Here is a 14,806-nt window from a genome sequence, read left to right on the forward strand (position 1 = left end):
TTCACGTGGAACAAACCCCTGCCGGAGCCGGCCGAACCATCTGGGCCACGTATCGGATCGACAAAGGCCCATACAAAACCGTGCCCGCGGACGTTGAAGTATTCGACGCTGTGCCACGGAGGCCGGGGTGCCCCCTCCGGGCGTCGGCCGACGCTGACCATGTGCGTTCCCGCGGGGGACACGGTCACGGGCCGATCGTCCGGACGCATCCCGATCCCACGGGGCTCGCGGAGACAGGGAGACCGGCGGCTCGGCGCCGTTAGTCTGGTGGCGTACGGCGTGAGTCTGGTGCCGTGGCGAGACGGAAGGGACGGCATGTACGGCTGGATCTGGCGGCATCTACCGGGCAATGCATGGGTGAGGGCACTGACTTCCGTCGTGCTGGTCCTGGCCGTGGTCTACGTACTGTTCCAGTACGTCTTCCCCTGGGCCGAACCGCTGCTGCCCTTCAACGATGTGACGGTGGACAACCAGTGAGCGCGCGCATTCTCGTCGTCGACAACTACGACAGCTTCGTCTTCAACCTGGTCCAGTACCTGTACCAGCTGGGTGCGGAGTGCGAGGTGGTGCGCAACGACGAGGTGTCGACGGGGGACGTCCAGGGGCGCTCCTCCCGCTCGGGCGGAGCCGGGGGAGGCTTCGACGGTGTGCTGCTGTCGCCCGGCCCCGGAACCCCCGAAGAGGCGGGTGTCTGCATCGAGATGGTCCGGCACTGCGCCGCGACCGGTGTACCCGTCTTCGGCGTCTGTCTGGGCATGCAGTCCATGCAGGTGGCCTACGGCGGTGTGGTCGGCCGGGCGCCGGAGCTGCTGCACGGCAAGACCTCGCCGGTCGAGCACGAGGGCAGGGGAGTCTTCGCCGGACTGCCGTCCCCCTTCACCGCGACCCGCTACCACTCCCTGGCCGCCGAGCCGGACACGGTGCCGGCCGAGCTGGAGGTCACGGCGCGTACACCCGACGGGATCGTCATGGGCCTCCGGCACCGTGAGCTCCCCGTGGAGGGCGTGCAGTTCCACCCCGAGTCGGTGCTCACCGAGCACGGCCATCTGATGCTGGCCAACTGGCTGGTGGAGTGCGGTGACCAGGGGGCCGTGGCGAGGTCGGCGGGGCTTGCCCCGGTGGTGGGCAGGGCCACGGCGTGACCGCACTGCGCCCCGAGCGCGACACCGGCGCCGCCTACGGGGACGCCGCGGATCCCGGATCCTCGTACGGCCGGCAGCCCTACGAGGGCTCCGGCGCGTGGCAGGAGGGGCAGGAGTGGTCCGGTCACGGCGGCTACCCCGGGGAGTCCGGCGCCGGGTACGGGGAACAGTCCTCCGCACCGCCGCAGCTGGCGCAGCAGGGGCAGGGCCTCGACGCGACGGCGGTGCTCCCCTCGTACGGCGGCACCACGTCGGGCGCGTCGTACGGCGATCCCGCCGCCGCTCCCCCCTACGCCGGGCCGCCCCCGGCCTCCCCCGTCGATCCGGCCCGGGCAGCCGGTGCCAGACCCCCGGCCGGTTCCGTGGACGACGCGACGGTGGCGTTGCGGGCCCTGGACGACAAGACGGTCGCACTGCGGGCCGTGGACGTCGAGGAGGTGCGGCGCGCCGGGGACCGGGCCGGTGAGTCCGCTCCCGTGCCGGGCGGCCGTGCCGCGCGGCGCAAGGCGGCCAAGAGGACCGGACGCCGCGGGAACGGGCCACAGACGGCCGAGAAGCCCTCTGAGACGGCCGCGGAGGCGCCCCGCTCCCGGATGGAGGCCCGGAGGGCCGCACGGGCGCAGAAGCCCGGCGCAGCGGTTCTGGTGAGCCGGGTGGTGGGCGAGCTGTTCATGACCACCGGTGTGCTCATGCTGCTGTTCGTGAGCTACCAGCTCTGGTGGTCGAACGTCAGGGCGCACCAGGAGGCGGGCAGCGCCGCGAAGCACCTCCAGCAGGACTGGGCGAGCGGCAAGCGGGCCCCCGGGGAGTTCGCGCCCGGGCAGGGCTTCGCCCTTCTGCACATCCCGAAGCTGGATGTGGTCGTGCCGATCGCCGAGGGCATCAGCAAGACCAATGTGCTCGACAAGGGCATGGTCGGGCACTACGGCGAGGACAGCCTGAAGACGGCGATGCCGGACGACAGGACGGGCAACTTCGGCCTCGCGGGCCACCGCAACACCCACGGCGAGCCGTTCCGCTACATCAACCGCCTCCAGCCGGGCGACGCGATCGTGGTGGAGACGCAGGACAAGTACTTCGTCTACAAGATGGCGTCGACCCTGCCGGTGACCCCGCCGTCGAACACGAGTGTTCTCGACCCCATACCGAGGGACGGCGGCTTCACCCAGCCGGGCCGCTACATCACACTGACCACCTGCACGCCGGAGTTCACCAGCAAGTACCGGTTGATCGTCTGGGGCAAGATGGTCGAGGAACGGCCGCGCAGCAAGGGCAAACCGGACGCACTGATCTCCTAGGCGCGCGGATCGTGGGCGCGCACGGGGGTGACAGGTGCGCACCGTCACAGGTACGGGTAGTCACACGTACGCGGACTCAGGGTGCGCGTACTCGCAGGCACGTGGAACAGACGGAGCAGAGGCAGTGGGAGTGACGATCGACCAGGACGAGCAGACCGGCACGACGCGGCCGGATCCCGGCTCCCGGTCCGTGCCGCGACGCCGTGGGCGCAGCCGGATCGCGGCCGCCGTCAGCGTCTTCGGGGAACTGCTCATCACGGCGGGCCTGGTACTCGGCCTGTTCGTCGTCTACTCGCTGTGGTGGACGAACGTCCTCGCGGACCGCAAGGCCGACCAGCAGGGCGGCAAGGTGCGCGACCACTGGGCGGCCGAACAGGACACCGGGCCCGGCGCGCTGGACACCAAGGACGGCATCGGCTTCCTGCATGTGCCGGCGATGGACGACGGCGAGGTGCTGGTCGAGAAGGGCACCTCGGCCGAGATCCTCAACGACGGTGTGGCCGGCTACTACACGGACCCCGTCAAGTCGGGGCTGCCGATGTCGGGCAAGGACGGCAACTTCGCGCTGGCCGCGCACCGCGACGGGCACGGGGCGAAGTTCCACAACATCCACAAGCTGAAGAAGGGCGACCCGATCGTCTTCGAGACGCGGGACGACTGGTACGTCTACAAGGTCTTCGCGATCCTTCCCTCGACGTCGAAGTACAACGTGAAGGTCCTCACCGCGGTCCCGGAAGAGGCGGGCGTGAAGAAGCCCGGCCACTACATCACCCTGACGACGTGCACCCCGATCTACACCTCGCAGTACCGCTACATCGTCTGGGGCGAACTCGTCCGGGTGGACAAGGTGGACAGCAAGCGGACACCGCCGAAGGAACTGCGCTGAGCGACAGCACGAACGAACGAGTCAGGCCCCGGCATCCTCTCCAGGATGCCGGGGCCTGACTCGTCACTGCGTCGTGCTGGGCGGGCCGGTCAGTGCCTGTTGCCCCCGCCTCCACCCCCGCCTCCGCCGAAGAAGCCCTGGTTTCCGTTGCCCTGGCCTCCGCCTACGGCGACCAGGGTCACCTGGCTGCCGCGGTCGACCTGTGAGCCCGGCTGGGGGTCGCAGTTGACGACCACGGCGTTGTCGTCCTGGGAATTCTTGATCTCGGCGATGCCGAGGCCCGCCGCCGCGAGGAGGTCCTTGGCGTCCTTGAGGGACTTGTTCCTGACCTCGGGGACCTGGACCTGGTTGTTCTCGGCCTGCTTACCGATCTTGATGGTGACCGTGGTGCCCACCTTGACCTGAGAGCTCGCAACCGGATCGGTTCCGATGACCTTGCCGAACTGGTTCGGGTCGCCGACCTCCACCTCGTCGCAGTTGCCCGCCACCAGGCCCTTTTCCTGCAGCTGCTGCTTGGCCTCGTCACAGCTCCGGCCGGACAGGTCGGGAACGGAGACCGTCTCCGGGGCCCTGGCGACCGTCAGGGTTATCGTGGAGCCCTTTCGCACCTTGGTACCGAACTTCGGGTCCGTCTCCAGGACCGTGTTCGGCGTCTGGGTGGACTCCTGGGGCTTCACCTCGACCTTGAACTGGTAGTCCTCGCCCTCGAGCTTCGCCTTCGCCTCGTCGAGGTCCTTGGTGACGACGTCCGGGACCGTCACCTTGGGCGCCCCCGTCGACACGACCAGGTTGACCGTGCTGCCCTTCTCGACCTGAATCTTCGCTTCCGGGCTCTGCTCGCAGATGTTGCCCTTTTTCTGGTTCTCACAGGTCTTGTTGGTGAAGGCCAGCTTCAGATCGGCGTTGGAGGCCAGATCCTCCGCCTCCGTCCGGGTGATGCCCACGAAGTTCGGCACATCGGCCTTGTCGTTGCTGACGCGGTCGCCGTTGAAGATCCACATGCCGAGGAGGATCGCGCCGACCAGCACCACCACACCGGCGACCACCAGCAGCACGGTCGATGTGTTGTTGCTCTGCTTCTGCCGACGGCGGTCCGGACGGTCGTCGTAGCCGTAGCCGCCGTCGTCCGGGTTCATGGGCGGCAGCATCGTGGTGGCGCCGGCGCCCGGTTCGGGGCGCAGTGCCGTGGTCGGCTGGTCGTCCGGGTAGCCGCCGTAGCCGACCGCGCCCATCGCCGCGGTCGCCGCGACCGGCTGGCCGTCGAGGCAGGCCTCGATGTCGGCGCGCATCTCGTCGGCCGACTGGTAGCGGTAGTCCGGGTCCTTGACCAGCGCCCTCAGCACGATCGCGTCCATCTCGGGCGTGATCTCGGGGTCGAAGACGCTCGGCGGCTGGGGCTCCTCGCGGACGTGCTGATAGGCGACCGCGACCGGGGAGTCGCCCACGAAGGGCGGGCGGACCGTCAGCAGCTCGTACAGCAGACAACCGGTCGAGTACAGGTCCGAGCGGGCGTCGACCTGCTCGCCCTTCGCCTGCTCGGGCGAGAGGTACTGGGCCGTGCCGATGACCGCGGCCGTCTGCGTCATCGTCATGCCGGCGTCGCCCATGGCGCGGGCGATGCCGAAGTCCATCACCTTGACCTGGCCGTTGCGCGTCAGCATGACGTTCGCCGGCTTGATGTCACGGTGCACGATGCCGCTGCGATGGGCGTACTCCAGGCCCTGGAGGATGCCGATGGTCATCTCCATGGACCGCTCCGGCAGCAGCTTGCGCCCGCTGTGCAGGAGCTCACGCAGCGTGGATCCGTCGACGTACTCCATGACGATGTACGGGATCGAGACCCCGTCGATGTAGTCCTCGCCCGTGTCGTACACCGCGACGATCGTCGGATGGTTGAGCGAGGCGGCCGACTGGGCCTCCCGGCGGAACCGGGCCTGGAAGGAAGGGTCGCGCGCCAGGTCGGCGCGCAGCGTCTTCACTGCCACGGTGCGGCCCAGACGGGTGTCATGCGCGAGGTAGACCTCGGCCATGCCACCACGACCGAGCACATGGCCCAGCTCGTACCGGCCGCCGAGGCGACGCGGCTCTTCCATAGCTTCCTACCAGCCCTCTCCGTCGGTCCTGACCACACCCGCGTGTGGTCCGGCGGTGTGCTGCCCGGGCATACGGTACCCGGCTAGCTGTGTGTGACCTGGCCACATCCGCCACCCGATACAGGACCGGTATCGCTACGTGCACCGATGCGAAGGAGGCGTGACAGGGGTCACTTCTTGTTGATGACCGCCTCCATCACGTTCTTGGCGATGGGGGCGGCGAGACCGCCGCCGGAGATGTCGTCGCGGTTGGCGCTCTCGTCCTCGACCACCACGGCCACGGCGACCGGCGAGCTGCCGTCGCTGAGCTTGGCGTAGGAGATGAACCAGGCGTACGGCTTCTCGCTGTTGTTCAGACCGTGCTGGGCGGTTCCGGTCTTGCCGCCCACAGTGACGTTGGGGATCTGTGCGTTGGTTCCGGTGCCCTGCTCGACGACCGTCTGCATCATCGACTGGAGGATCTGGGCGTTCTTCTCGGACAGCGGCCGGCTCATCTCCTCCGGCTGCGTCTGCTCCAGGGTGTCCACGTTGGAGGACTGCAGCTTGGCCACCATGTAGGGCTTCATCAGCTTGCCGTCATTGGCGATCGCCGAGGCGACCATGGCCATCTGCAGCGGGGTCGCGGCGGTCTCGAACTGCCCGATCGAGCTGAGCGCGGTCTGCGCCGAGTCCATCTCCTTCGGGAAGTTGGACGCGTTGGCACGGACCGGGATGAACTGCTCCTCGTTGAAGCCGAACTTCTTCGCCTGCTCCAGCATCTTGTCCTTGCCGAGGTCGGCGCCGATCTTGCCGAAGACGGTGTTGCAGGAGACCCTGAGCGCCTCCCGCATCGTCGCGTCCTGGCAGGGGATGTTGCCCTCGTTCTTCAGCTCGGTCTGGGTGTTCGGAAGGATGTAGGGCAGCGGGGACCTGGTCTTCTGGTCGGCGCCGTCGTACAGGCCGTTCTCCAGCGCGGCCGCCGCGGTGACCACCTTGAAGGTGGAGCCCGGCGGGTAGGTCTCGCGCAGCGCCCGGTTCAGCATCGGGTCGCTCGGGTTCTGGTCCTTCTGGAGCTTCGACCAGGCCTTGCTGTCGGTCGTGAGGGAGTTGCCCGCGAACTCCGACGGGTCGTACGACGGGTAGGAGGCCAGCGCCAGGACCGCCCCGGTCTGGGGGTCGATCGCCACGGCCGCGCCCTTGCCGCCGACCTTCTCCAGACCCTCGTACGCGGCCTTCTGCGCGGCGGCGTTCAGCGTGGTGACGACGTTGCCGCCCTGCTTCTCCTTGCCGGTCAGCATGTCGAGGGTGTTGCGGAAGAACAGCCGGTCGTCGTTGCCGGTGAGGATGCCGTCCTCGATGGACTCCAGTTGGGTGGAGCCGAAGGCCTGCGAGGCGTAGCCGGTGACGGGCGACCACATCGGGCCGTCCTTGTAGGTGCGCTTGTACACGAAGTCGTTGGAGCTGTCGGCGGCCGACTTCTTGGACCCGGTGATCGGGGTGCCTTCGACGATGATGTCGCCCCGGGGCGTCGCGTAACGGGCGATCAGGACCCGGCGGTTGTTCTTGTCGGTGCGCAGAGTCTCGGCCTGGACGTACTGGAGCCAGTTGTCGCGGACGAGCAGCGCGAGAACGAGCAGCCCGCAGAAGATCGCGATCCGGCGCAGGGGCTTGTTCACGGGCGGACCACCTGGGTCATCTCGGCGTCGGGACTGGGAGCGGGGGCGGGTGCCGGGCGGCGCGCGGTGTCGCTGATGCGGATCAGGATCCCGATCAGAACCCAGTTGGCGATCACGGAGGAGCCTCCGGAGGCCAGGAACGGCATGGTCATACCGGTGAGCGGGATCAGGCCCATCACACCGCCGGCCACCACGAAGACCTGGAGCGCGAAGGCACCGGACAGGCCGACGGCGAGCAGCTTGCCGAAGGGGTCGCGGGCGGCCAGCGCGGTGCGCACTCCGCGTTCCACGATCAGCGCGTAGATCATCAGGATCGCCATGATGCCGGCCAGCCCGAGCTCCTCGCCGAAGGTGGCGAGGATGAAGTCGGAGTTGGCGGCGAAGCGGATGAGGTCCGAGTGGCCCTGACCGAGGCCGGAGCCGAGGGTGCCGCCGGAGCCGAAGGCCCACAGGGCCTGCATGGCCTGCTCGGAGTGGACGACGCCGTCATGGGTGAGGGCCCGGCTCGCTTTGAACTCCCCCATCGGGTTGAGCCAGGCCTGGACACGGGTCTGCACGTGCGGTTCGAAGCTCGCCACACCGACCGCGCCGACCGCGGACATCAGCAGACCGAAGACGATCCAGCTGGTCCGCTCGGTGGCGACGTACAGCATGATGACGAACATTCCGAAGAACAGCAGCGACGTACCGAGGTCGGTCTCGAAGACCAGGATCAGGATCGACATCGCCCAGACGACGATGATCGGGCCGAGGTCGCGTCCGCGCGGCAGGTACAGCCCCATGAAGCGGCGGCTGGCCAGGGCCAGCGCGTCGCGCTTCACCATCAGATAGCCGGCGAAGAAGATCGCCAGCACGATCTTCGCGAACTCACCGGGCTGGATGGAGAATCCGGCCACCGAGATCCAGATCTTCGCGCCGTAGGTGAGATCGGCGCCGAGGCCCGGGACCAGCGGCAGCAGCAGCAGGACCAGTGCGCCCACCATGGAGATATAGGTGTAGCGCTGGAGGGCGCGGTGGTCCTTGAGGAAGATCAGGACGACGACGAACAGCCCGATGCCCAGGGCCGTGTACATCAGCTGCCGCGGTGCCGCCCCGCCCCCCTGACCGATGGACTGCAGCAGCTTGGACTGGTCGAGCCGCCAGATGACGACCAGACCGAGTCCGTTGAGCAGCGTGGCCAGCGGCAGCAGCAAGGGGTCCGCGTACGGGGCGAACTTCCGTACGACGAGGTGGCCCACCCCGGCCAGCAGTCCGAGGCCGAGGCCGTAGCTCAGCAGACCGGGCGGCACCTTGTCGTTGATGGCGAGACCCACGTTGGCGTAGGCGAACACCGGGATGACGACGGCGAACACCAGCAGCGCCAGTTCGGTGTTGCGCCGGCTCGGCGCGCCGATCGCGCCGATCGTGGACGTGTGGTGCGTCGTCGTGCTCGTACTGCTGCTCATGGTGTGACAGGGCCCCTCACGGCTTTGCTTACTGCTTTCCGCACAGTGAGACGACCTTCTGCTCTTCCTCCGAGAGAGTCGGGCCGGGTGTGGGAGCGGATGCGGTCCGGCTCTTGGTCGCCGTCGCCGTCGTCGATGCCGACGGGTCGGTGGACGGTGTGCCCTTGGACGTCAGAGAGGCCGTGCTGGTTCCGTCGGTCTCGCTCGTGGGCGTCTTGGAGCTGTTCTGGCTCTCGGCCTTCTGGCGCTCGCTCTCCTTCTGGCACGCGGACGCCTGGACACCGAGCTCGGAGACCTTGTCCTGGGCCGCCTTGAGACCGCCCGCCGCGATGGTCGCCCTGACCTGCTTCTGCTGGTACGGAGGCAGGTACTTGAGTTCGATCTCGGGGTGGTCCTTCTCCACCTTCGACAGCGACACCCATGCCAGGTCCTGGCTGATACCGCGGTACAGCGCGACATGCCCGTCGTTGGCACCGACGTAGTACTGCGTCTGCGTCCACCGGTAGGCGCCGTAGCACCCGCCGCCGATCACACCGAGCGCGAGAGCCGTGAAGAACGACCTCTTCAGCCAGGTGCGGCCCTTGCGCGGCTTGACGAAGTCCTCGTCGTCGTAGGAGCCGTGGCCGCCCGGCGCATAGCCGTCGGCGTCGCCGCTGCCGGGCGGGCCGAACTCGCCGCCGCCCTGCCCCGGCACCTGCCGGCCCAGCCCGGAGGCACGGCCGGCGGGCGTCTGCATGATGCCGTTGTCGTGCAGATGGTGCTGGTTCTCGGCGACCGCGCCCACCACGACCGGGGTGTCGGACAGCTGTCCGGACAGGGTGTCCCCGGTGTCCAGGTCGAGCACATCGGCCACGATGACCGTGATGTTGTCGGGACCGCCGCCGCGCAGCGCGAGCTGGATCAGCGCCTGCACGGTCTCCTGCGGGCCCTGGTAGCCGGCGAGGGTCTCCTCCATCGTCTGGTGGGAGACCACCCCGGACAGCCCGTCGGAGCAGATCAGATACCGGTCGCCGGCCCGCACCTCACGGATGGACAGGTCGGGTTCGACGCGCTCACCACTGCCCAGCGCCCGCATCAGCAGGGACCGCTGCGGGTGGGTGGTGGCCTCCTCCTCGGTGATCCGGCCCTCGTCGACGAGCCGCTGCACCCAGGTGTGGTCCTGGGTGATCTGCGTCAGGACGCCGTCTCGCAGCAGATAGGCACGGGAGTCGCCGACATGGACCATTCCGAGGCGCTGACCGGTCCACAGCAGGGCGGTGAGCGTGGTCCCCATGCCTTCCAGCTGGGGGTCCTCCTCGACCATCGCCCGCAACTGGTCGTTGGCGCGCTGCACCGCCGTACCGAGCGAGGTGAGGATGTCGGAGCCGGGGACGTCGTCGTCGAGCGCGACGATGGTGGAGATCACCTCGGAGGAGGCGACCTCACCGGCGGCCTGGCCGCCCATCCCGTCGGCGATCGCGAGCAGACGCGGACCGGCGTAGCCGGAGTCCTCGTTGCCTTCGCGGATCATGCCTTTGTGCGATCCGGCGGCGAAGCGCAGTGACAGACTCATGCGCACCTCGCCTGTCGGCTCCGGGTACATCCGCACGGTGCCCACCCTCCGGTCGGGAGCGCGCCGGGGCCCGCCGTATGGGCCGCCGTTGCGTGCTCGCTCCGCTCGCTCATTGTCGTACTACTTCCGCAGCTCGATGACGGTCTTGCCGATGCGGATCGGCGCACCCAGCGGGATCGGTGTGGGGGTCGTCAGCCGGCTCCGGTCGAGATAGGTGCCATTGGTGGACCCGAGGTCCTCGACGATCCACTGACCGTCCCGGTCCGGGTAGATCCTGGCATGCCGGCTGGAGGCGTAGTCGTCGTCCAGCACGATGGTGCTGTCATGGGCGCGACCGAGCGTGATGGTCTGGCCCTGCAGCGCGACGGTCGTACCGGTCAGCGACCCCTCGGAGACGACCAGCTTGCTCGGGGCGCCGCGGCGCTGACGGCCGCCGCTCGGCTGCTGGCGCTGCGGCGGGGGAGCCGCCTGACGGGCGGCCTGCTGAGGCCGGCCTGCGTCCCGGCGCGAGCCCCGCTGTGTGACACGCGTACCGAACAGGTCGCTGCGGATGACCTGCACGGCCACGATCACGAACAGCCACAGTACGGCCAGAAAACCCAGCCGCATGACCGTGAGGGTCAGCTCTGACATTGCCCCCGCTTCACCCTTCGGCTTGCCGGTAAATGATGGTGGTGCTGCCCACGACGATCCGCGAGCCGTCGCGGAGCGTAGCGCGGGTGGTGTGCTGCCCGTCCACCACGATGCCGTTGGTGGACCCGAGATCCTGGATCGTCGAGGGCGTTCCGGTCCGGATCTCACAGTGCCGGCGCGAGACGCCGGGGTCGTCGATCCGCACGTCGGCTTCGGTGCTGCGGCCCAGCACCAGCGTCGGGCGGGAGATCTGATGGCGGCTGCCGTTGATCTCGACCCAGTAACGGGTGTGCCCGCCCGCCGTGGGCGTGGACGGCGGCCGCTGACCGTAGGGCGCGGCGCCGTGACGTCCGCCGGGCGGCGGGGCGGAGGGCATGGGAGGCGCGCCCGCGGGCCCGGCGGACGGCGGGTAGCCGTAACCTCCGGGGCCCTGCCGCCCGGCCGGGGCGGACGAGGGGGCCTGCTGATCGGTGGAGGAGGCGAGCGTACGGCTGCGCACCCGGTACAGACCGGTGTCGAGGTCGTCGGCCTTCTCCAGATGGACCTTGATGGGGCCCATGAAGGCGTAGCGCTGCTGCTTGGCGTAGTCGCGCACCATACCCGCGAGCTCGTCGCCGAGCTGGCCGGAGTAGGGGCTGAGACGCTCGTAGTCGGGCGTGCTCAGCTCCACGATGAAGTCGTTGGGGACGACGGTCCGGTCACGGTTCCAGATGGTCGCGTTGTTGTCGCACTCCCGCTGGAGCGCTCCGGCGATCTCCACAGGCTGGACCTCGGACTTGAACACCTTGGCGAAGGTGCCGTTGACCAGACCTTCGAGGCGTTGCTCGAACTTCTTCAGGACTCCCACGGGGCACCTCCTCCTTCGCTGGCGTCCTGCGTACTGCTGCTTCTTACCTGGTACTGCTTACTGATCGTATCCACGCGCCGGGAAATCGGCTGGTTCCCCCTGTCGGCCCTGTCGACGGGTGTCGACGCCTGCGGAGTTCCCTGCGGACGACCTCCTCGAATCTCATCCCGGACCCTCTCCTCGGAAGTGCTCCTCGGACCTGTTCCCGGGATGGATCGTAGAGGCGCCCGCAGACCAGTGTCCCGCACCCGACTGTGGACCCTGTCCTCCTCCTGTAGAGATGGAGAAGACCGGTACGAGGTTGATACGTGAACAGAGTCGGTCGGGACGCTCGCGGACGAGGACGCCTGCGGACCGGGAGCCGCCGGCCGCCGCCTCCCCGGCTTCTGCTCCTCCTCCGCCGCCGACCAGCGGGAACGGCCGGCGTCCGCTCCCGGCCCGGTGGTCCCGTGGCCCGGCCGGCGGTCTTCGCTGGTCGGGCCGGGGTTCGGGCCGTCGTCGCCCGGTGCCGGACGGGAAAGGGATGTGAACCGACCCTCTCCAGCGTGCTAATGTTCTGCATGTCGGAAGGCGGCGGCACCACAGGGAGTCGGCACCGGAGGACACACCCAATGCGCGGGTGGCGGAATAGGCAGACGCGCTGGATTCAGGTTCCAGTGCCCGCAAGGGCGTGGGGGTTCAACTCCCCCCTCGCGCACCACCGGAAACGGGTCCCTCTCAGAGACGGAAGTCCTGGAGGGGCCCGTTTCTCGTTGTGCCGACAGGTTTTGTGAGGCGACGCAGGGTGTGACCGAGGACGCAGCCCGCCCTGGCTGTGAGGTATCTCACCTGCCTGAGGTCCAGTCATGCCGGGACAACCTGCGGGCGACCGGAACCGACCTGCTCAACCTCTTCACCCGGAACGGCTGTGCCGTCGCTGCGTGCTGTTTGTACGATGGACGCGTTTGATCACCGTCGGGGGGCGTGGACATGCCGAGCTATCACGAAGTGATGACCACCGATCTGTCGGCGCTGACGAGTGCCGCGGACATGTGGGATGCGATGGCGACCGAGCTCCACGATGAGGTGGAAGTCGTCTACCAGCGTGACGTGCATGACATCTCGCTCGCTCCGACTCTGTGGAGTGGCCTCAGCGCCCAGGTGGCCAACGGTCGCTTCGACATCACGCTCAAGGAGATACAGGCCGCCCAGAAGGAAGCCAAGGCGGTGGCTTCGCTGTTGCGTGACGCCCACGCGAACTTCGTCGACCTCAAGAAGCGTGTGGAGCAGGCTCGTGACGAGGCGATCAAGGCCGGAATGAAGGTCTCCGACCAGGGCCTGTGCCACTTCGACTTCTCGAAGGTGAGCCAGCAGGAGGCTTTCTCCATCCATCATGATCCCGATCTGCCCGAGATCGAGCATTCCTGGTCCGCGCGGATAGACGCGGCTCTCAAGGCTCTCAATGACGCCGACGAGGGCGTCAAGATCGCCCTGAACGCCGTGGTCAAGGACAGCGATCCCCTGAACGGAATGCCGGGCGGCTTCAACGCGGGCGCCAAAGGCGATGTCGAGGCCTACGAGGAGGAAGCGGTCAAAGACATCGCCCAGCGCCTCGCGGACGGCAAGAAGGTCTCGGACGAGGAGCTGGAAGAGCTGCAACGCGCCCTTCGTGACAATCACGACGACAAGGCGTTCAGCCGACTCCTCCTGCACGACCTCGGCCCGCGCACCATGATCAAACTCGGCAATGAACTCAACGAACGCGTCGGGGACGCCGATGGCGCGGCCAAGCTGCAGCTCGCCGAGGTGCAGACGAACCTGGCGAACACCATGGCCACGGCGACCGCGGTGCCAGGCAGTGTGAAGGACGCGCCGCCCGGGTCGGAGAAGTTCAAGCAGTGGCTGGCGAGCGACGACGGCACGTTCTACCGCGAGTGGACCGAGGAGATGAAGAAGCAGGGCACGAAGAATTTCGGACCCAACACCAACCCCCTTTACGGCTATCAGTCGTACGTCAGCCTGATGGAACACGCGGACAAGGACTTCGACGACCAGTTTCTGTACGACCTGGGCGACCAGGTCATCAAGGCCGAGAAGGACCATCCGGGGATTTTCACCATGTGGGGTCCTGGTCACAAGGGCATCGAGACGGATGCGGTGGACGGCGTCCTGGACCTGATGAGCAGGAATCCCGATGCCGCCACCGCGTTCCTCGACCCGCAGGGCAACGGTACGGGCGGGAACCACGTCGGCAACGACCACCTCAAGTACCTGCTGGGCAGCGGTGACGGTTCCCGCGAGTGGCCCAAGAACACGATCACCGGCTACGGCATCACGGACCTGGACGATCCGACCAGCAAGATCGGCCTGGGCAGGGCCCTCGAAGCAGCGGCAACCGGCCATGAACCACTGAGTGAAGGGCAGCCCGGCAGTGTGCCCGGTACGCATACCGCCGCACAGGCCCGCGTCATGCAGAGCACCATCGAGATACTCGACAAGGGCGCGGGCGGCGAGAGCGTCGATGGCAATCTGCAGAAGCCGCTGGGCCATGCGCTGGCCGACTACGTCGTGGACAATCACAACATCCTCGCGGAGAACGGCACCACCAAATACGGCAGTCCCGCGGGCAAGGACGAGATCTGGACCGACGGCGACAAGGCAGGCATCACCGTGGGCAAGGACAGCCTGATGCGCGTGATGCGCGGAGCCTCCTCCGACAACCAGACATATGCCCTGCTGCAGGACACCCAGCGCCTGTACGCCCTGGACCAATTGGGCCAGGCACCCGAGTCCGGTGGGTCGAGCAACGATGCTTGGAAGAACCCGGCCAGGGACCTCGGCGCGGTGACCGGCGCGATGAACTCCATCGGCTCCGACGTCATCTTCGACGAGCGCGAGGGGAAGATCAGCGCGGCGAACGACATGGCCAGGTACGCCTACCACGGTCTCGGCGCGCCCATCACCGGCCTGCCGGTGGTGGGTGACACCGCTCAGCGGCTTGTGGACGCGGCAACGTACGAGTGGTCGAAGGACGTCATCGCCGCCGCCGAGTCGAAGGCCCAGGAACACAACTCGGACCACTACGCGGCCGGAGTCACCGGCACCTACAACATGATCGATGCCTGGGCCGTCGATCGCGGCGTGGACATCGATGACGAGCACAATTCCAAGCACGATCCCAACTGGGACGCGTGGCAGGCCATGAAGGACGAGGCAAAGCAGTCCTACTCGGCGTCCCGTGGCGACGCGGCGAGTTACCTCGGATGGGAGTAGCCC

General features: G+C 67.9%; 10 protein-coding genes and 1 tRNA gene. 5 read left to right on the plus strand and 6 right to left on the minus strand.

The genetic code is table 11. The annotated features are described in order from the left end of the window. The first annotated feature begins 473 nt into the window (after positions 1-473). The 3 genes from CP978_RS17585 to CP978_RS17595 all read left to right on the plus strand — a co-directional run bounded on the left by CP978_RS17585 (position 474) and on the right by CP978_RS17595 (position 3,326). The gene (locus CP978_RS17585; protein ID WP_043442085.1) at positions 474-1,142 is read left to right on the plus strand and encodes an aminodeoxychorismate/anthranilate synthase component II; all 669 of its coding nucleotides are present in this window, start codon (positions 474-476) and stop codon (positions 1,140-1,142) included. Continuing rightward, the gene (locus tag CP978_RS17590) at positions 1,139-2,440 is read left to right on the plus strand and encodes a class E sortase (RefSeq protein ID WP_043442086.1); all 1,302 of its coding nucleotides are present in this window, start codon (positions 1,139-1,141) and stop codon (positions 2,438-2,440) included. Before CP978_RS17585 ends, CP978_RS17590 begins: the two co-directional genes overlap by 4 nt. Before the next feature lie 130 nt (positions 2,441-2,570). Beyond that, entirely contained in the window at positions 2,571-3,326 is a 756-nt protein-coding gene (locus CP978_RS17595; RefSeq protein ID WP_376697993.1) for a class E sortase, read from the plus strand. A gap of 89 nt (positions 3,327-3,415) precedes the next feature. Here CP978_RS17595 and pknB read toward each other — a convergent pair whose 3' ends face one another. The 6 genes from pknB to CP978_RS17630 all read right to left on the minus strand — a co-directional run bounded on the left by pknB (position 3,416) and on the right by CP978_RS17630 (position 11,551). Further along, positions 3,416-5,419 carry a Stk1 family PASTA domain-containing Ser/Thr kinase gene (gene pknB, locus CP978_RS17600; RefSeq protein ID WP_043442089.1) on the minus strand — a complete coding sequence of 668 codons (2,004 nt, stop codon included), beginning with the start codon at positions 5,417-5,419 and terminating at the stop codon, positions 3,416-3,418. Between the two features lie 170 nt (positions 5,420-5,589). Continuing rightward, positions 5,590-7,074, minus strand: coding sequence for a peptidoglycan D,D-transpeptidase FtsI family protein (locus CP978_RS17610; RefSeq protein ID WP_043442090.1), 1,485 nt, complete (start codon positions 7,072-7,074; stop codon positions 5,590-5,592). Beyond that, entirely contained in the window at positions 7,071-8,519 is a 1,449-nt protein-coding gene (locus tag CP978_RS17615; RefSeq protein ID WP_043442091.1) for an FtsW/RodA/SpoVE family cell cycle protein, read from the minus strand. The genes CP978_RS17610 and CP978_RS17615 overlap by 4 nt, the downstream gene beginning before the upstream one ends. Positions 8,520-8,547: 28 nt before the next feature. Beyond that, the gene (locus CP978_RS17620) at positions 8,548-10,101 is read right to left on the minus strand and encodes a Stp1/IreP family PP2C-type Ser/Thr phosphatase (RefSeq protein WP_174498729.1); all 1,554 of its coding nucleotides are present in this window, start codon (positions 10,099-10,101) and stop codon (positions 8,548-8,550) included. 90 nt (positions 10,102-10,191) lie between these two features. Continuing rightward, a complete protein-coding gene (locus CP978_RS17625; RefSeq protein ID WP_043442095.1) occupies positions 10,192-10,704 on the minus strand; it encodes an FHA domain-containing protein FhaB/FipA in 513 nt (170 codons plus the stop codon). A 10-nt stretch (positions 10,705-10,714) separates the two neighbouring features. Further along, the gene (locus CP978_RS17630; RefSeq protein ID WP_043442098.1) at positions 10,715-11,551 is read right to left on the minus strand and encodes an FHA domain-containing protein; all 837 of its coding nucleotides are present in this window, start codon (positions 11,549-11,551) and stop codon (positions 10,715-10,717) included. A 613-nt stretch (positions 11,552-12,164) separates the two neighbouring features. Here CP978_RS17630 and CP978_RS17635 point away from each other — a divergent pair. Continuing rightward, positions 12,165-12,251: transfer RNA gene (locus CP978_RS17635), tRNA-Leu, on the plus strand. 290 nt (positions 12,252-12,541) lie between these two features. Continuing rightward, positions 12,542-14,803, plus strand: coding sequence for a hypothetical protein (locus CP978_RS17640; protein ID WP_227745401.1), 2,262 nt, complete (start codon positions 12,542-12,544; stop codon positions 14,801-14,803). The last annotated feature ends 3 nt before the right edge of the window (positions 14,804-14,806 follow it).

It is taken from the genome of Streptomyces nodosus, from assembly GCF_008704995.1.
Taxonomy (GTDB): Bacteria; Actinomycetota; Actinomycetes; order Streptomycetales; family Streptomycetaceae; genus Streptomyces; species Streptomyces nodosus.